Below are 19,401 nucleotides of genomic sequence, written 5' to 3' on the forward strand. Positions count from 1 at the left end.
ATTAATAAGTTAATAATTTAATGTAAGTCCGGCACCATAGCCCATGTCACTATCATAGTGGGTAGATAGGCCAAAGTACTTAGTGACGATGTATCTAAATCCTGCCATATACTCCTTGTCTGTATTTACCATAAATTGAAAACGTAGTCTTTTAGAAATAGGAACATCTTCCCGCATCAACTGAAACCTGACATTTCCTTTGTGATCGACAGAAGCATCAGCGATAATCAGCATCGGCAGGGTATACTGTACCCCTAAATGAAATACCTGCCTAAAGTTTTTGGTATTGCTCTGTCCAAAAACGTTGTTTCCAGGGGCTAAAGATTGTCCAAAAATATTTTTGTCCAATGGATCAATAGTCCTTTTTCTAAAGTCCCAGCCCACGTAAGGTAATAGCCATTGGTTTCGTCCGATATACCTTCCAAAGTGACTTTCGCTTTCATAGCCCATTTCTTTATCAAAACCAATTCTCCATTCTGTTGTGAAACGATAGCGAGTATTGGCCAGCATAATTTCACCGTCACTACCATTGGTTTCTATTCCAACTCTTGCCATTGGATGAAATTCCCTATCATCACTAAACAATTTGCGCTGTGCCAATTTAGGATCAGGAATTTCAGGATTAAGTGGAGAGTTTTCATAGCTGAAGACACGTCCCATACCGCTCATCATGTGGTAGAGGATATGGCAATGGAAAAACCAATCACCTCCTGGTTCTGTAGCAGCAAATTCAATAGTATCCCTCTCCATTGGCATGATGTCAATGATATTTTTCATTGGTGCATTTTCGCCCTGCTCGTTAACTACCCTAAAATCATGTCCATGCAGGTGCATAGGATGGCGCATCATGCTGTTGTTGAACAGGATGATCCTTACATTTTCTCCTTTTTTGATGAGTATTTTATCGCTTTCAGAAACGGTTTTATTATCCAAAGTCCATACATAGCGGTTCATGTTCCCGGTAAGGTCAAACTTCAACTCCTTCCATGGCCCTTTCGGTAAGGTTGTTTTCTTAGGATCACGGAGCATTCCATAGTTTAACGTAACGATATCCGGCTTATCAGCAGCCATATTCATTCCTGCCATGCTTTTATCATTTGGCATCTGCATACCTGGCATTCCTGCTTTTTTGTTTTCTTTTTTTGGATTTTCTTCACCTGTTACTTCCGGGTACATCACTGTGTTCATATCCATGGCCTGGTTCTGCATTTTCATACCTTCCATTTCGATCATGTTACCACTCATATCCATCATATCATTCATCATCTTCATCCCGGCAAAATATTTCAGTTTTGGCAGTTTCTGGGCAGGGACTTTTTCTCCCTTACCAAGCCATAAAGAGGCTGATTTTGTACGATCTTCGGGTGTTACCAAAAATTCGTAGCTCTTATTTTCTGGGATAGTTACTACCACATCATACGTTTCGGACACGGCAATGATTAACCTGTCCACCTCTACGGGCTCTACATCATTTCCATCGGTAGCTACAACAGTTATTTTCCCTCCGGAATAAGTCAACCAAAAATAATCAGATGCCCCGCCATTGGCAATGCGTAGCCTTACCTTATCGCCAGCTTTAAACTGCGACTGAACATTCTGGTTCTTGCCATTGATCAGAAAGGCATCATAATATACATCGCTCACATCCATAGCATTCATGCGCTTCCACTCGTTGTTGATCTTGGTTTTGAAATGCCCTGTTCTGATTGCCTCGGCATAACTTTGGGTCGTTCCTTTTTTAATGGCAAACCAATCGTTGGCATTTTTCAGGCTTCGATGTACCTCTTCAGGTTTCATGTCCGTCCATTCACTCAGTACTACCGGAATGGTTGGAATGTCCCATTCTTTCTTTTTGTTCATAATGAATGCACCGTACATACCGATTTGCTCCTGAAGCCCACTATGGCTATGGTACCAATGTGTACCATGCTGGACGATTGGAAATTTATATATATAAGTAGAGTGGGGTTTAATGGGCATTTGCGTCAGGAAAGGAACCCCATCCATCTTGTTTGGTAAAAACAGCCCATGCCAGTGCAGGGCCGTTTCCTCATCGAGATTATTATGTACATATATCAATGCTGTATCACCTTCGGTAAAAGTTAAGGTGGGCATAGGAATTTGACCGTTTACTGCAATTGCTCTTTTTGTTTTCTTTCCGAATGTTACTACTGTATCGGCAATGTAAAGATCATAGCGAACGGTGCGAGGGGCTTGGTTATTTGTAATGGTTTTAATCGGTCCCAAATTTGCCTTTGCTTTTTTGATGTTTTTCATTGTGGTACTGTTATCTCCCATATCCATCCCGCCCATGCCTTCCATTCCATCATTCTTTTTAGGCATCTCCTTCATAGGCATTTTCATATCTCCCATATCTGAATTCTTTGTAGGCTGCGGTTTTTTATTGGGAGCGGAAGCTTTCGGTTTAACCGCTTTTGCTTTTTGAACAACGAGCTTCATACCACATTTCGGGCAATTACCAGGTTTGCTAGATTGTATTTCCGGGTGCATGGGACAGGTATAGATAACCTCGGTCGGCTTTTCACTTTCCTTTTTTGGCATTTTCATTCCCTTCATATCCTGAGCAGAAGCTACAACATAAAAGATCAGTAAAAACGCTGTTAATATATTTTTCATTTCATTGGTGATTAATGTTGTTTAAAAATTCTTTTTGTTTAAGCTATCCTTTGATTTTTGAACCCAATTTGTAATTAGCGATTTTTCCGCTTCGCTCAAAATGGCATTTCTGTGAATCAATGTATAGGAGGATAAAGGCATAGTACCATCTTTTAATCTATTCTCAATAGAGCGTAATTTGCTCTGTTGTCTTCTGGAGGTATAAGTGCCAAATTCGTTAAAATTCAGTTCTGCTTTACCAGATTGTACATGATTGTCCAAGAACCAGTTCAAAGGCTGCACATTAGCATACCATGGGTACTGGGTGTTGTTGCTATGGCAATCGTAACAGGCTTTTTGTAAAATGCCTTGTACATCAGCTGGTATGGCAACTATTTTAGAAATATCATTTGGCATAGCCTGCCCACTTTTGTTGCGGGCAGGTTGTACAAACTGGATAATTACAAGGATTACCAATAATCCAAGAAGTATTTTTTTTATGCCTTTCATGGCTACTATTTTAATTCCTCTTGAACCGTACCGCAAGTTGGCATCGCTTTTCCAAGATAAGGATTTTTAATTTCCTTCACTTCGCTCAACCAGATTGCTCCCTTATTTTTATTGTACATTGGGCAGTGGTCAACATATAAAGATTGATTGGTTCCAAGCAATTTAACAAGGTCGTACATATCCTTGCTCAACATATCAAAATGTTCACGTTGATGGGCTATATTTCCAACATTGGCTCCAATATGTTCGGCATGTTCTTTGCCATCATCATATATGTCGGTATAAGCCTTATCCTGCTCAGGTGTTAAAGATTTTTTATCAAAAGAAGCGAAACCAGCGACCATTTCATTTCCGGCGGCTGCTGCATCTTTATCATTGTCAGCTGTAAGGGCATTCTTTAATTTGATATATGAACTTAACAATGCAGCAGTGGAAGCACCTTTTTCTGAAGACCCTGTTACAACAGTATTAGTTCCTGTAGAGTCTGAGGTAGCTGCTGTTTGAGTTTTATTACCGCCGTTGGAACAGGCTGTTATAAATAGTAGAGAAATAGCTGAGCTATAAATTAATGTTTTCATCGTATTTTAATTAAAATATTTTTAAATGGTTGATTACCCACCTAAGGGAGCAATTGTATTTATATTATCCTAGGCAGAATTATTTGATAAAATCAGAAGTTAATTGTACAGCTACTTACACCAAAATAAGGCGAAACCGTACAATTAACAAACAGAATTACTTTAAAGTTTCTTTTACCGCTCCGCAGGTTAACATTTTTTTACCGAAATAGGGATTTTTAATCGCTACATTATCAGAAAGCCAATAGCTTTTTTTCATTGGGCAATAGTCATAATAGACTGGCTCTTTGGTCAACTTTACAGCTTTAGCCAATTTGAAAAGGTTGGCAGAGAAGTTGGCGAAATGCTCTCTTTGATGTACGATTTCCTTTGTCTCTGAGATATGTTTAGCATCAAATTCAAGTTTATCCTGAAGCCCCATAAAAGATGTCATTTCTTCCTTTGGCATTGATTTCATATCCATACTGCCGAGTACTTTAGAAAATTCGCTTGCTTTTGATGCTGCTAAGGTTGCGTCGGAATTTACCAACGCATTTTTGATGTCGTAGTAAGCCGTTAATAAAGATTGTGTTTGGCTGTTTTGGGCAAAAACAGGTTTGATCCATACAGTTGCAACTAAGACAACTACTAAAAATGTATTTTTCATGATAATAATTTAATGTTTATACTAATTTTTGGACATAGCAATAGCTATGTGAAATGTATTTGTCTGCTAACAGTAGTAAATTAGCTGGTTAGCAAACCCATTAAATCTTATATCTGAAAACTTTGAATGCTTATTCGAATATCTTCGTTTGGGGGTCGATACCTATGGTCTACGTAACCACTTTGATCTGGCTCGATACTTACTGGAACTAGTAAAGTATAAGCGTAATTAGTAAGCCATACTACTGGTAAAACGACTATTGATTTAGCAGTTCCTGGTATTATTTTGCTTTGTATAGTCAGCTCATTTACTACCTTCTTACAGCAAGGATCTTCTTTCGAAAAATTAAGACCCGATAGAGGAGGAGATTTGTGTTCATCTCCATGTTCATGAGAATGATCTTTATCTACGTGAGCCGCAGATTCTGCATGGGAATGGTTTTCATCATCATGATTGCTCTCCATGGCTAAAGCACAGCCAAAACCTACTACGGTATTGAGCAAAAATATCACCAACAAAAAGACAGCTTTACCTTTCATGATTATGCAAATCTATATAAAGATGCAAAAATAAACTTATATAGTTCTATATATTTGTTATATAATTACTGCTACTCATTAGAGCAGCAGTAATTATATAATCTATTCTTATTTCAATGTTTCTTTTACTTCACCACAAGTCATCATACTTTCTCCAAAATAAGGGTTTCTAATTTCTTTTTGGTTACTTAACCATGCTGCTCCTTTATCATTTAACGCCATTGGGCAATATTCAACATAGATCTCGCCAGCGCTTAAGCCGGAGCCTTTTACTCTTTCAATAAAATCATTACTCAAATCAGCATACAAAGTTCTTTGGGCATCAATATCTTTAGCTGCACCTATTTTAGCTGCTAATGTAGCTAATGTACCGCCATTGCTTAGCTCTTTTGAGCCTAGTTCAATAGTATTAACAGCTACTTTTGCCTCGGTCATATCGCCACTAACAAGTGCATTGGTTAGATGTACATAGTGTTGGTAAACGGCATTTAATTTATCGTCTTTTAAACTAACCCCTACAGCTGTTTTTTCTGTGGGAGCAGCATCATGGCCTTCGCCTGCGGCATGGTTATGACCTGCATGTGTATCTTCAGCTGCTGACTTATCACTGTTTCCACAAGCTGCAAATAGCGTTACCGCAACTAAACTCATTACAAAATTGGTTATTGTTTTCATTTTTTTGTTTTTATAATTAATATTTATGATTTACTTATTTTATTCCTTCAACAGGATTTTTTCCTTTTTTAAGGATATACTCACTATACAACAGATATGCCCCGGTTACCACTACCTGATCACCTTTTTTCAGGCCTTTAACAATCTCAACCTGATTGTCGTTTTCCTGCCCAACGTTTACAAGCTTGGCTTCAAAATTGTCTTTTCCACTTTTAACCCAAACGTGCATTCCTTTTCCATCTCTTATTACTGCATCTACTGGCAAACTCAATACATTAGTTTGGGGTGCAGAAGGTAAAAAGACATTGGCTTGTAAACCTGGCTGCCATTGATTTGCTGGATTGGGAATACTTCCTCTAATTTGTGTAAGCTGTGTACCTGATTGTAAAGCGGGTGTAATAAAACTAATGGTCATTTCTAGTGGCTGATCTTCCCAACCGGCTACCACCACTTTAACCTTTTGACCTTGTTTTATACTTTTAGCCTCATTTGGATAAACATCCGCTTCGACCCATAACTGACCATAACCTTCTAGTCTTAATATCGAGCCTCCTTCTGGTACATACTGCCCCTGCGTTACAGATAGCTCTGCCACAACACCACTTTGCGGTGCATAAAATACAATAAATGGATCTTTTTTCTGTGTTTTTAACAATTGCTGAACCTGACTTTCAGATTGACCATATAGTAGCAGTTTCTGTTTAGCCGCAGCAACTAGCTGACTCTCTATTTTATCGCCCTGAAATTGTTTCTGTTGTGCTACAGCCATTAAATACTCTTGTTGTAGCGTAGCCAATTGCTCAGAATACAATTGATACAAAGGCTGCCCTTTACTTACCTTAACTCCAGTTTCTCTTACATATAATCGCTCTATTCTACCTGCAATCCTACTAGAGATATAGCTACTTTGTTCAGGATCAACAGTTAACCTTCCATTTAGCTGTTTACCACCAGAAAAGCTATTTTCACCTATGATTAGGGTAGTTATATTGGCTAATGCCTGGCGTTTCTCATCTACTTTCAGTGCTTTATCATTACTGTTTTTTTCAAAAGGCACTAAATCCATCCCACAAATGGGACAGGCACCCATCTCATTTTTAATTACCTGTGGGTGCATAGGACAAGTAAAAGTCTGCACCTTTTCTTTTGCAGCCCCCTCTACAGGTTTTTTCTCATTGCTACAAGCTGCAACAAATACCGATGGAAGCACCGCAATTAAGGCAATTTTCTTTATAAATAATTTACGTTCCATAATTCTATTTTTTAATGAAGCTTTCACTATCAACTAGGTATGCTGCATTTTTACTGATCTCCCAATTGCTAATATCTTCTGTAATTTGTACCATCCCAGCTATGGTAACACCTGTTTTTACCGTTTTTGGAACAACTACATTACCTTCTTTTTTAAAGATTACCTTTTGGCCTCCTAATGATACCACCGCAGATTCTGGTAGCCACCATGAAGCAGTTAGCAATACAGGGATTTTAGCCGTAAGGAGCTCGCCAATTCTAAAGTTTGATTTATTGAGATAAACTCTGGCTATAGTAAAATTCTCCCCATTTTTAAAAACTGGCTGTATCATTCCAATACTTGCTTGCTGAGCAGTGCTTTTATCAGCAGTCTTATAGAACATCAACTTATCTCCTTTTTTAATAAACGATGCTAAAGCTGGTTTAAATGAAAATTCTGCAAGCATACTACTGGCATTATAAATAGTAAAAAGCGATTGTCCGGCACTTACATACTGTCCTTCTCGTAACATCACCGGAGAATTTACTGGAGTACTTGCCACTGGTGCAGCAGGTGTCGTAGATCCACCAGCCATGTTACTCATTCCATCTCCACCAGAAGATGGGGCAGCAGCAGATGGGGTCACAACCTGGGCCGTAGCAGATTTTTCAAGAATATATCCATCTGCATTGCTATAAACAGGAATACGATAATTAACTTTTCTTGTTTTTAACAACTGATTAACTGTCGAATTATTCATCCCCAATAATATCAACCGTTGTTTAGCTCGTTCTAGCATAGACTGATCTGTTTCAGAACGTTGCAAAAAAAGCAATTCCTGCTGTGCAGCAGCCAAATCTGGAGAATAAACTTCCATAATCAACTGCCCTTTGCGAACGGGTTGGTAATTGTATTTAATCAATAAACGCTCTATTCGTCCACTTACCGTGCTTGCTACACTATTCTCATTGCGTGTATCGTAATTAATTATGCCTTGTGCTTCTTCCGTAAATATTTTGGTACCATACTCAGCTTTAATTACTGGCAGTGTTGATACAACCTGTGCATTTGTAGGCTTAAGCAGGTGAGAAAGATTACTATCTATTTTTACTGCACCAAGATCATCATGGACGTCGTTTTTAACAGCTTTATTCTTATTACAAGAACTGATCACCATCATGCCAGCCATCATCAACAAAGCAAAGCTAAAGGGGTTAACGATATATTTCTTTCTCATAATCTACAATCATTAAGTAAAGTTTCAGTTTTTCATCTAGCACATTCGTCTGCATCATGGTTAATGCTTCCCACGAATCGATTACTTCTGGTAATTCCATTTTGTTCTCACGGTAGCTTAAAAAGTTAACATCCAGCGTTTTTTGTAAGCTTGGAACAATTTTATCCTCCATTACTTTAATCCGCTTTTGCATAGACTGGATTTCGAATTGCATACCGTATAACATCCCTTGCGTTTCTTGAAGCATTGCCGCTTTCTCTTTTGCCATAGCCTGCACTTCATATTGCATTCCTTTTACTTCAGATTTATACATTTTTGATGACCATGGCGCAATTGGGATACTTACCATTCCCATAATGCTAAAAGCTTTAGGCATTGCTTTTGTTAAAGGAGACATATGATCAAATCTTAGCTTAAAATCAGGTCTGCTTTGTTTTTTCATCACTTCGATATTCAATTGCATAGATTGTATGCTATAATCCATTTTCTTAATATCGTTTCTAGCTAAGGCCAGACTACCCGTATCAATTGCTTTTGCAGGCACAAAAACTGGTTGATAAGTGGTATCAATAGCAAAGTCAGCATTTCCCTGTTGGTTCATTAAACTATTTAACCAAGCCCGGCTTTTAGCAATATCACCTTCTTGCATGATGATCATGTTTCGGTTCTCTTCCAGTTTGGCAGTAGTTTTATATATACTACCTAATTTTGACTGGTTAAAAGGATACCTGATCTCTTCAATCTTTTTCATGGTCTGCATAATCTTTTCATTCTGCGCCAGCACCTTAATCTTTTGTTGAGCAACCAACCAACCAAAATACAGTCGCTTGGCTTGCGCTTTGTATTCATTTAAGGTAACTCCCCGAGTTTCATTTTCTACTTTACCTTTCGATTCGATATATCGCTTATTAGCATTTTGCTTCACTGGATTGGGAATATCCTGCTCTAACTGCAACATTAAAGAACCTTTATCGCCCTCATCCATAATCATTTGACCGGGATAGGGAGTCATAAAAGTACCTACACCAACCATTGGAGCCATCCAAGCTGTTGACGCTTTAGCCGTATGTTTATAGCTTTCTGCTTTTAAGCCATAAGATTGCAACAAAAGGTTATTCTTATCTATTCTTTGTAAAACCGTATCTAATGAGAGTACCGGTCTTTGCTGTGCGAATGCATGAAATGGCAATAGCAGCAGTATCAACGTTATTTTTTTAATGTTGTACATCGTGAACCTCCAATTTTCCGTATTTCCTCAATTCGTATTCTTTAGACATTAAAAAGATGAGTGGAGTAACCAGTAAAATATGGGTAGATGAGGTCAATACTCCACCTATCATGGGTAACACAATGGGTTGCATTACATCTACTCCAACTCCCGTAGCCCATAATACTGGCACTAAGCCAAACAGCGACACACACACCGTCATTAGTTTCGGCCTTAGCCTTTTGGCAGCACCATGAATTACATATTCTCTCAAGTCTTCTTTTGTGATGGTCTCACTTGAGTTTCCTTTTAATTTAATCAGTTGCTGCATGGCATCGTTCAGGTAAATAACCATTACAATCCCCGTTTCTACGGCAATTCCAAACAAAGCAATAAAACCTACGGCAACGCCAACCGATAGGTTTACATCCCAAAAATAGATAATATAGGCACCCCCAATTAGTGCAAATGGAACGGTAATCAGACTTAAAAAAGCTTCTCTTATCGAATGAAAGGCGAAATACAAGGAGAAGAAAATAATGACCAAAACGATCGGAGCAATCCACATTAAGGTTTGCTTACCGCGGATAAGGTTTTCATATTGCCCACTCCATTCCAAGAAATAACCTTCTGGAAGTACCCCTTTTTCTTTGTTTAGCTTTTCCATTGCCTCCTTAACTGTGCTACCTAAATCTCGATCACGCACGTTAAACATTACGGCACCACGCAAAATGGCATTATCAGAATTGATCATCGGTGGGCCATCTTCAAATTTCACATCAGCAACGGCTGATAAGGGAACTTCGCCAAAGGTTGCCGACTGAATGGGAATACGCTGAATTCGCTCTACACTGTTTCTAAATTCCTGTGCTAAACGTACGCTAATAGAAAAACGTTGTCTACCTTCAATGGTATTGCCAATAGTTGCACCACCCAACGCACTTTCCACCACTTGGTTTACATCATCAACAGTTAATCCGTAACGTGCCAGTTCTTCTCTTTTAATATCGATAGACATGTATTTCCCGCCCGTAATTGGCTCTACGAACAAATCGCTAACCCCAGGCGTGCCTTCTAATGCGGCTTTTACCTTTTCTGATACAGCAGCAATGGTGTCTAAATTTTGTCCAAAAACCTTAATCCCCACATCAGTACGAATACCCGTTGCCAGCATGTTTATCCTGTTAATAATAGGCTGGGTCCAACCATTTACCACACCCGGAATTTGCAGTTTAGCGTCTAGCTCTGTTACGATATCCTTTTTAGTAATGCCTTTACGCCATTCACTTTTAGGTTTTAAAGTAATAATAGTTTCAATCATGCTAATTGGCGAATTATCTGTAGCCGTATTAGCCCTACCTGCCTTTCCTAAAACCTTATCAACCTCTGGTACCGATTTAATAATCTTGTCTTGTATCTGCAATATTCGCTTTGCTTCCGCATTAGATACATCAGGCAACGTAATCGGCATAAAAAGAATGCTTTGCTCATCCAATGGGGGAATAAACTCTGTTCCCAGATTTTTAAGCAATGGAATGGTAATCAACAAGGCAATAATGTTAATTGCAATTGTTGTTTTTCTCCATTTTAAAACTGTTCTGATAATTGGCTCATAAACCTTTTCCAGTATTCTGTTTACAGGATTTGTACGGTCTGGTTTAAATTTTCCCTTCATAAAAAAGGAAATCAGCACAGGTGCCAGCGTAATTACCAATAAAGCATCTACAATCATGATAAATGTTTTGGTATACGCTAACGGATGAAACAGTTTACCTTCCTGTCCGGTTAACATAAATACTGGCAAAAAAGAGGTAATGATAATGACTGTTGCAAAGAACACCCCTCTTGAAACCTGCTTACTGGATTTGGTAATCACCGCAAGGCGATCTTCTTCACTGATCCAATCAGGAGATTTTTTAAATATATTTTTAAACCACTTGATCATGATGTTGTTGTTTTATTTTGGTCCTTTTCCCATAGCTCGTAGCGTTCTGCCAAATGCTTATAGGCATTCTCGCTCATAATAATACCATTGTCTACAATTACACCTATGGCCAGTGCAATACCGGTAAGCGACATAATGTTGGATGAAATATTAAAAGCATTGAGTAGGATAAAGCTTGCCGCAATGGTAATTGGAATTTGTATAATAATACTTAGTGCACTGCGCCAATGGAATAGAAATACAAACACGATGAGCGATACCACAATCATCTCTTCTATTAATGTATTTTTAATCGAATCGATAGATTCTTTAATGAGTTCGCCCCGATCATATACAATATCAAATTTGACGCCCTTAGGCAATCCTTTTGATACTTCTTTCATCTTTGCTTTTACTTTATCTATTACCTCTGCCGCATTTTCGCCATAACGCATCACCACAATCCCGCCAGCCCGTTCTCCCTCGCCATTTTGATCAAATATGCCCAGTCTGGTTTCTCCAGTCATTTGCACAGTGGCCAAATCTGAGACCTTTATAGGTGTGCCATTTTGGTTCTTTATAGGAATATTTGATATTTCTTCGAGTGATTTGAGGTAGCCCGAAGTTTTAATAATATAGCCCATATCGCTCATTTCGAACTTTCGACCCCCAGATTCATTATTATTGCTTCTTACAGCTGCAATTACCTGTGGTACACTGAGCTTGTAGTACAGCAATTTATTAGGGTCTATTGAAATTTGATATTGTTTCTGAAAACCACCGAATGAAGCAATTTCGCTTACACCTTGAACATTTTGCAGTGCAAATTTCACGTACCAATCTTGTATGGCCCGTTGTTCACCTAAATCCATATCTGGCGCATCTAAGGTGTACCACAACACATGCCCCACACCTGTTCCATCAGGCCCTAGCTGCGGAGCAACACCTTCTGGTAAGGTTTTAGTTATTGTACTGATTCGCTCCATCACACGCTCTCTGGCCCAGTAAACGTCTACATCATCCTCAAAGATTACGTAAATGAAACTCATTCCGAACATAGAAGAACCTCTTACATATTTGATTTTTGGAATACCTTGCAAATTGGTAACCAAGGGATAGGTAACCTGATCTTCTATCAATTGTGGCGATCTGCCCATCCATTCGGTAAATACAATTACCTGATTTTCTGAAAGGTCGGGAATAGCATCTATTGGATTTTTTTGTATAGAGAATACTCCCCATATAAACAATCCCGCAGAAAGTACCAGCACAATAAACCGATTACGCATAGACCATTCTATAATTTTATGTACCATCTTTAATTTATTCAAATCGGTGCCCAATTGCTCAGGCACCAAATGTTAATGTTTGTGATTTGATTCTGGTTGTTTTGCAGGCTGACTTGCTCTATCATATTTACAGCAGCCCGGAAGTTTATCATAAACCGCCTCAGTAGCTTTAAACTTTGGTGTATCATGTCCAACATCAGCAATTTTGCGTTGTACATCATCTAACTTGATTTTACCAGAATCGTAACTTAAGGTTAGCATTTTAGTTTTTGCACTCCACTCTGCAGTAGTTACTCCCTCAACTTTTACAGCTTCTTCTATGCGTTTTTTACACATACCACAATTGCCAGATACTTTAACACTGTCTGTTTTAGACTGTGCAAAAGCTGCACTGCCAAGGAAAGCCAACATGGCCACCAAAGAGAATCTTAATGATTTCATAATGAATTGATTTGAAATAAAAATTTGGATATAAAGATTTTGGGCATAGCAAAACTAGGCCCGGTACACGAATGTGCAGGAAATGGGTAAGGAAAAAGGCTTATATTCTATAGGTGCAATTTCTGATAAAGACGGGAACACTCAGCCTTTCTGGTGGCGCATTACTGAATACAGTATTTGTTTTTAGAGCTGATAAAGCAATCTGATATGCGTCACTTTTAAAGGTGTGCTGGAAAACTGCTGGAAACTGTTTGAACTCATAAACAAGCTGAGTTGCCTTTTTAGATTGGTCTACTTTGGCCTGCTTGTAATCGTCTTTGCAACATGAATTTTTCTTGGTTGCATTTTTAGTCATTCCGCAAAACTCACAACTAGCCTCATCTGGTGCAGTCAAGCCCCATTTAACTAGCTTTCCCATGCAATAATGAAAATGCACAGTTGCCCCACTGGAAGTTCCCAGATAGAAAAAAGCAACAATAGTCAGCAGTATTCTTTTCATTAGCGAGACAAATATAAGTTACTTTAGTAATTTTTTGTTATACAATTCCACTAATTTATTACATCATTTGTACATAGCTCTGTATTTTATCATGCTATGAGTTAGTCGTTGCGACTGAAGAAGAGTTGTCGGATGCCCTTCACTGAAAATCATATCTGTTATATACTATCAAGTGGCTTTCGGTTATTTACTTCTAGTGATCTGAACTCCCTTGGGGATATACCAGCTACAGACTTGAACTGGTTGGACAGGTGTGCGCTACTGCTATAACCCATTTGCCAGGCAATCTCATTTAAGTTCAGCTCCCCATATTGAAGGAGTTCCTTAACTTTTTCAATTTTCTGCTGGATAATGAATTTTTCGATCGTGATATCTTCAATTTCCGAAAACAACCTACTTAAGTAAACATAATCCCTGTGCAATCGGTCGCTGAGCACCTCACTGAATAAGACGTGAAATTCAGTTTGCGTAGAGTGGTGTATTAGTTCAACAATGGTGTTTTTGATCCGTTCAACCAGCTTATCCTTGTCCCTATTGATAAGTTCAAATCCCAAAATTTTAAGGGAAGCGGAAATTTTACTCAACATTTCCTCCGAAGGTTCGGGAGACACAATGGCCTGTCCAAGTGAAATATTCTCAACCTGAAGATCGTGGTGCTGAAGCTGTTGTGTTACTACCGAAATACAACGGTCACACACCATGTTTTTTATTGATAACAACATACTAATAGGTTAGATTAAATGCTAATATACGCTTTGTTTCAACGGCATAATTATCAACGGCAAGACCATCAAATTGATAGCCAATTGATGTTCTTGCCAAAATGAAAACTGGATTAAATTTTTTCTGCCTTGTAACCAGCCTCTTCAAGCGTGTCGATGATCTGATCGGTATCGATTCCCTGCTTTCCCTCCACCGTTAATATCTTGTCGGGGTTCTGCGTGTCAACTTCCCATTTTTTAATAGCTGAAAGATTGTTCAGGTGGGGAGTAACAGCAGCTATACAGCCACCACATTTGATATTTGTTTTGAATTTTAATGTTTCCATGATTGTGATTGTTTATATAAGTTTAGAAAATTTTAACCGAAGGCTGTTGCTTACCACCGATACCGAGCTTAATGCCATTGCAGCACCTGCAATCATAGGATTTAAAAGGAAGCCGTTAAGCGGATACAAAATCCCTGCAGCAATCGGGATACCGATAAGGTTGTAGATAAATGCCCAAAATAGATTTTGGCGAACAGTCCGAACAGTAAGTTTAGATAACCTAAGTGCCTTTGGTACCTGTAAAAGGTCCGATGAAACCAAGGTAATCTTGGCAACATCGATTGCAATATCTGATCCTTTGCCCATTGCGATCGAGACATCTGCCTGTGCCAGGGCGTGGCTATCGTTGATGCCGTCACCGATCATGGCAACTATTTTCCCCTGTGATTGAAGTTCCTTAACGAAATCGGCCTTATCAGATGGCAATACTTCAGCCCTAAAATCTTTAATTCCAACTTGTTTCGCAACGGCAGCGGCAGTTTCCTCGTTATCTCCAGTAAGCATGTAGACCGCAATATTCCGCTTTAAAAGTTCAGACACAGCACGGGCAGAACCCTCTTTGATCTGATCGGCAATGGCAATAGTAGCTAGTACGTTATTTTCATCAGTGAAATAGATTACCGTCTTCGCTTGTTCTTGAAGCCTGGTCACGGATTTCTGTAAATTTTCTTCAATTTCGATACCAGCGTCTTTTAAAATTTTATGGCTGCCTGCCCAGTATTTTTGCCTTTCAAAAGTGGCTTGTACGCCTTTTCCAGTAAGGCTTTCAAAGTCCTTAACTCTTATCGGTTTAACATCCCCTGTTTGCAGATGGCGAACTATAGCTTCCGCAAGCGGATGTTCAGATTGTTGTTCAAGTGCAAATAGGATACCGATAAGTTTTTGCTTGTCGATATCTGTTTCGTTTCGCCAATTAAGTTCTGTTACTTCAGGCTTGCCTTTTGTAAGGGTTCCGGTCTTATCCAGAACAACTGCGTTGACCTTATGTCCAAGTTCCAGCGCTTCGGCATCCTTGATCAATATTCCATTTTCAGCTCCCTTGCCAACGCCAACCATAATCGCTGTAGGAGTTGCAAGGCCAAGGGCACATGGACAGGCAATTACCAAAACGGTGACCATAGCCAGCATTCCTTGGGTGAGGGCATTTTCACCACCCACAAATATCCATATTGAAAGTGTAAGAAGTGCGATGCCAATCACTATTGGAACAAATATCCCAGCAATTTTATCTACGAGCTTTTGCACTGGAGCTTTTGAGCCTTGGGCATCCTGCACCATTTTTATGATCTGTGCAAGCATGGTTTCACCACCCACCTTTCGGGCTACAAACCGAAAACTTCCCTTTTGATTTATGGTTCCTGCAAAGACCTGATCTCCCATATTCTTAGAAACAGCAACAGGTTCTCCAGAGATCATGCTTTCATCTACATAGGACGTGCCCTCATATATTTCACCATCAACAGGAATCTTTTCCCCTGAACGCACCAGTATTTTATCGTCGATTGCAATATCAGAGAGCGGGATTTCCTTCTCTCCATTTTCTGTAATAACTAGTACCGTTTTTGGCTGTAACCCGACCAGTTTTTTGATGGTGGACGAAGTGTTGGATTTAGCACGTTCCTCAAGCAGTTTCCCCAGCATGATAAATACAATAACCACGGCGGCTGCTTCATAATAAACGTGTGGATGAAGCCCCCTTTGGTGCCAAAATTCTGGATATAGTGTATTGAAGAGACTGAAAAGGTATGCAATGCCAGTACTTAAGGCAACAAGGGTATCCATGTTTGCTCTACCATGACTTGCCTGTTTAAAGGCGTTAACGAAGAAGCTTTTCCCAAAAATAAAAAGTATAGGAGTCGTCAGTGCCAGCATATAGTAATTTGCATACGGTATATCCATAAAGAACATACCGATCAAAACCACTGGAAGTGCTAGTATTCCAGAGGCAATCATTCGCCTCTTCAGAGAACTATAGTTTTTTTGCTGTACCTCTTCCTGTTTTTCTTTTCCATTTTCGGAATCCATAATCAGATCGTAACCTATTGACTGCACTGCTTTTTGGAATGCCGGCGGCTGCACCTGATCTGGGTGATAGGAGACCTTAACGGTTTGGGTGGCATAATTGACCTCTGCTTTCTCAACTCCCTGCTGGGAGCCGATCATGCTTTCTACGCTGTTTGCGCAGGCGGCACAGGTCATTCCAAGAACTGGGAGCAAAAGGGTTTGTATATCGTCTTGAGTTTTCATTACCTTATTATTGATAAACAAAGTTAAGGCGACTTAGGGCTTCCAATTTTACAGGATTTTGTGAAAAAGTTGTATAATTCCACAACAAATGGTGGATTCAAACAACAGGAAAAATATCCAGTTACAGGTTTAAATTGACCGCATGCTCCATAGAACCTTCAGTACATCATTATCACATGTTTTTGTCATAATTCACTTCCAGCCAAAGTATTTTAACTGAAATGACATCTTATTGGACTACAATTACGTTATTTGTTTTGTGAAGCCGATCGCCTTACTTCTGGTTGCCTGCATTTTGATGCTTTCATCTCTTCAGGGGAATGGCGCAAATATGCGTTCAAGTTCGGTCTCGGATTGCTGTAAGCTGGGATCTTGCAAGCACGGAAAACAAACCAATCAGAACAATGGATGTGATAGTAAGGCGTGCAGCAGAATGGTTTCTTGCAGCCAATGTGGTTTCATCATTTCTGAACAGCTACTGTTTCAAGATATTTTTACCTTGAGCAACGGTAAGTCTGTACCACTTGCAACAATTGGTGTTGTTACTGGATACACACAGATTGGCTGGCACCCTCCAAAAGTTTAATAATAATTCCGTACATCTATCTAGTACCGTAAGTATTATTATTCATTTAAATCAAAAATCATGAAAAAGTTTCTTTTCGCCACAATGGTGATGTCATTATCTATATTCTCAATTTCTTATGCCAACACTCCGTGCTGTAACAGCAAGATGAAGAGTTGCACGAAATGTTCGAAAACCTGTGGCAAGCCAAATTGCATGGATACCTGTAGCAAGGCCTGTAAGGCATCAGGCGAATGTAAAAAGACCTGTAAATAGGAACGGAAAGCTGGGAGTTAAAACTCCCGGTTTTTCTTAATTTCCTCTTTAACTTCATACTTAAGGATTGGGAAAAGATATTTTCTGTTCTTTATCCACTAATATCAATTTGATAATTGGTTGACAATTGCAACAGATCAGTATAAATAGTGCCCAACTATGGGAACTCGCCTGCCTACTCCAAATGCCTTTCTGCTCACCCTTATAATAGGACAGAACTGATTGCGTTTGTATTCAGCGGTATTAACCAATTTTAATATTCTTGTAATGAGTTCTGGATCAAACCCCTGTTCTATAATTTCCCTGGGTCCTTTTCTCATCTCTATGTATTGATACAGCACCTGGTCCAAAACCGAATAATCCGGAAGGCTGTCAATATCTTTTTGGTCAGGCCTTAGTTCGGCGGATGGTGCTTTATTTAGAATATTTACTGGAATAATCTCTTCATTCCTATTTATGAACCTTGCTAGTGCGTAAATCTGTACCTTATATAAATCGCCAAGGACCGACAGCCCTCCTACCATATCTCCATACAAGGTGCCATAACCAACAGCTAATTCACTTTTATTGGAGGTGTTGAGCAAAATATATCCAAATTTATTAGCTAAACCCATTAATAAGTTTCCTCTGATCCTACTTTGGATATTTTCTTCGGCAATACCAAAGGGCAAGCCTATGAATACCGGATTTAATGATGCTAGGTAGGTTTGGTATATGTTTTTTATGGGGATAAGATCGAAGCTGTTTCCCAATTTTTTTGACAATTGCTCAGCATCTGTAAGGGAATGGGAAGTTGAAAATTCTGAAGGCATCAATAATACGTGCACATTTTCTTTGCCTAGCGCCTTAACTGCCAATGCCTGCACTATAGCACTGTCTATTCCACCGCTGGCACCCAAAATAGCTTTTTTAAAGCCCATTTTTCCAAAATAGTCCTGAATGCCCAATATCAGAGCGTGATAAATCTGAGCTATATTATTCTCGCTTGTTAGGTATTCAACTAATTTCTCCCGGCTCTTCGCCTTTGAAACTCGTGTGTCTACAAACTGATAGTCAGCTAGGGTTTGATCATCGGACAATAGATCCTTTGAATCGAAAAGATAGAAATCCTCTTCAAAATATTTTAATTCTTTATGCAGACTACCGTTATTTTTTAATATCAGGCTTCCACCATCAAATACCAGTTCAGTTTGGGCGCCAACAGTATTGCAATAGATTACCGGAAGATGATAACGCTTAATATTTTCCAGTATAATCTCTTTTCTGTCATCATCATGGTCATAATCAAAAGGAGAAGCTGTAACATTAATCAACATAGTTGGATGTTGCTGAACCAATAAATCCATAGGAGAGGTTGGATATAAGGGATTTTCAGTAAGATTCCAGATATCCTCACAAATGGTAAGGGCAATTCGTTCGCCTTTAAAATCTATTACGCTCCATGTATCGGCCGGCTCAAAGTATCTGTACTCGTCAAAAATATCATAGGTAGGCAACAATGATTTATGAGCAGTTCCTATGATCTTACCATCAAAAAGTAACAGAGCGGAATTGTATAGATCTTTCCCCTCTATCTTGGGATTTCGCTGTGGCGCACCAATAATTACACCGATTCCAAACGTATGTTGTGATATCAGTTCTACGCTCTGATAACATTTATCAATAAAATCAGAAAACTCTAAAAAATCCCTTGGTGGATAACCGCAAACCGAAAGTTCAGAAAATACAACAAGATCAACATTTTGCTCCTTTGCCTGTTCAATTGCAGCTATGATTTTTTTCCTGTTCGATTCAAAATTTCCAATATGGTAATTTTGTTGTGCTACTGCTACTTTCATATCTTAAATCCTTTACTGAATAATAAAATCCTATC

General features: G+C 39.0%; 17 protein-coding genes. All 17 read right to left on the bottom strand.

Annotation, left to right across the window (positions count from 1 at the left end; genetic code table 11):
• Positions 1–9 precede the first annotated feature (9 nt).
• Positions 10–2,637, bottom strand: coding sequence for a multicopper oxidase domain-containing protein (locus tag WG904_RS01985; RefSeq protein ID WP_431844404.1), 2,628 nt, complete (start codon positions 2,635–2,637; stop codon positions 10–12).
• Between the two features lie 21 nt (positions 2,638–2,658).
• Positions 2,659–3,126 carry a heme-binding domain-containing protein gene (locus tag WG904_RS01990; protein WP_339577600.1) on the bottom strand — a complete coding sequence of 156 codons (468 nt, stop codon included), beginning with the start codon at positions 3,124–3,126 and terminating at the stop codon, positions 2,659–2,661.
• Positions 3,127–3,131: 5 nt separating this feature from the next.
• Positions 3,132–3,704 (bottom strand): DUF3347 domain-containing protein, encoded by a 573-nt coding sequence (locus WG904_RS01995; protein ID WP_339577601.1) that lies wholly within the window; start codon positions 3,702–3,704, stop codon positions 3,132–3,134.
• Between the two features lie 157 nt (positions 3,705–3,861).
• On the bottom strand, positions 3,862–4,350 hold the full coding sequence (locus WG904_RS02000; RefSeq protein WP_339577602.1) for a DUF3347 domain-containing protein: 489 nt from the start codon (positions 4,348–4,350) through the stop codon (positions 3,862–3,864).
• 107 nt (positions 4,351–4,457) lie between these two features.
• Entirely contained in the window at positions 4,458–4,889 is a 432-nt protein-coding gene (locus WG904_RS02005; protein WP_339577603.1) for a hypothetical protein, read from the bottom strand.
• Positions 4,890–4,997: 108 nt separating this feature from the next.
• Positions 4,998–5,564 carry a DUF3347 domain-containing protein gene (locus tag WG904_RS02010; protein ID WP_339577604.1) on the bottom strand — a complete coding sequence of 189 codons (567 nt, stop codon included), beginning with the start codon at positions 5,562–5,564 and terminating at the stop codon, positions 4,998–5,000.
• A gap of 34 nt (positions 5,565–5,598) precedes the next feature.
• Complete coding sequence (locus WG904_RS02015; protein WP_339577605.1) at positions 5,599–6,816, bottom strand: efflux RND transporter periplasmic adaptor subunit; 1,218 nt, start codon at positions 6,814–6,816, stop codon at positions 5,599–5,601.
• Between the two features lie 4 nt (positions 6,817–6,820).
• A complete protein-coding gene (locus tag WG904_RS02020; RefSeq protein ID WP_339577606.1) occupies positions 6,821–8,032 on the bottom strand; it encodes an efflux RND transporter periplasmic adaptor subunit in 1,212 nt (403 codons plus the stop codon).
• Positions 8,010–9,260, bottom strand: coding sequence for a TolC family protein (locus WG904_RS02025; protein WP_339577607.1), 1,251 nt, complete (start codon positions 9,258–9,260; stop codon positions 8,010–8,012). Before WG904_RS02025 ends, WG904_RS02020 begins: the two co-directional genes overlap by 23 nt.
• A complete protein-coding gene (locus WG904_RS02030; RefSeq protein WP_339577608.1) occupies positions 9,247–11,184 on the bottom strand; it encodes an efflux RND transporter permease subunit in 1,938 nt (645 codons plus the stop codon). Before WG904_RS02030 ends, WG904_RS02025 begins: the two co-directional genes overlap by 14 nt.
• Positions 11,181–12,479 carry an efflux RND transporter permease subunit gene (locus tag WG904_RS02035; RefSeq protein ID WP_339577609.1) on the bottom strand — a complete coding sequence of 433 codons (1,299 nt, stop codon included), beginning with the start codon at positions 12,477–12,479 and terminating at the stop codon, positions 11,181–11,183. The genes WG904_RS02030 and WG904_RS02035 overlap by 4 nt, the downstream gene beginning before the upstream one ends.
• Positions 12,480–12,524: 45 nt before the next feature.
• Positions 12,525–12,893, bottom strand: coding sequence for a heavy-metal-associated domain-containing protein (locus WG904_RS02040; RefSeq protein WP_339577610.1), 369 nt, complete (start codon positions 12,891–12,893; stop codon positions 12,525–12,527).
• Between the two features lie 100 nt (positions 12,894–12,993).
• Positions 12,994–13,392: an HYC_CC_PP family protein gene (locus WG904_RS02045; RefSeq protein WP_339577611.1), complete on the bottom strand. Its 399-nt coding sequence runs from the start codon at positions 13,390–13,392 to the stop codon at positions 12,994–12,996.
• Positions 13,393–13,550: 158 nt separating this feature from the next.
• On the bottom strand, positions 13,551–14,114 hold the full coding sequence (locus WG904_RS02050) for a helix-turn-helix domain-containing protein (RefSeq protein ID WP_339577612.1): 564 nt from the start codon (positions 14,112–14,114) through the stop codon (positions 13,551–13,553).
• Positions 14,115–14,227: 113 nt separating this feature from the next.
• Positions 14,228–14,440, bottom strand: coding sequence for a heavy-metal-associated domain-containing protein (locus WG904_RS02055; RefSeq protein WP_339577613.1), 213 nt, complete (start codon positions 14,438–14,440; stop codon positions 14,228–14,230).
• A gap of 12 nt (positions 14,441–14,452) precedes the next feature.
• Positions 14,453–16,687, bottom strand: a complete 2,235-nt coding sequence (locus WG904_RS02060) for a heavy metal translocating P-type ATPase (RefSeq protein WP_339577614.1) — start codon at positions 16,685–16,687, stop codon at positions 14,453–14,455.
• A gap of 978 nt (positions 16,688–17,665) precedes the next feature.
• Positions 17,666–19,366: an NAD+ synthase gene (locus WG904_RS02065; protein ID WP_339577615.1), complete on the bottom strand. Its 1,701-nt coding sequence runs from the start codon at positions 19,364–19,366 to the stop codon at positions 17,666–17,668.
• Positions 19,367–19,401 lie beyond the last annotated feature (35 nt).

Source organism: Pedobacter anseongensis (genome assembly GCF_037482965.1).
Classification (GTDB): Bacteria; Bacteroidota; Bacteroidia; order Sphingobacteriales; family Sphingobacteriaceae; genus Pedobacter; species Pedobacter anseongensis.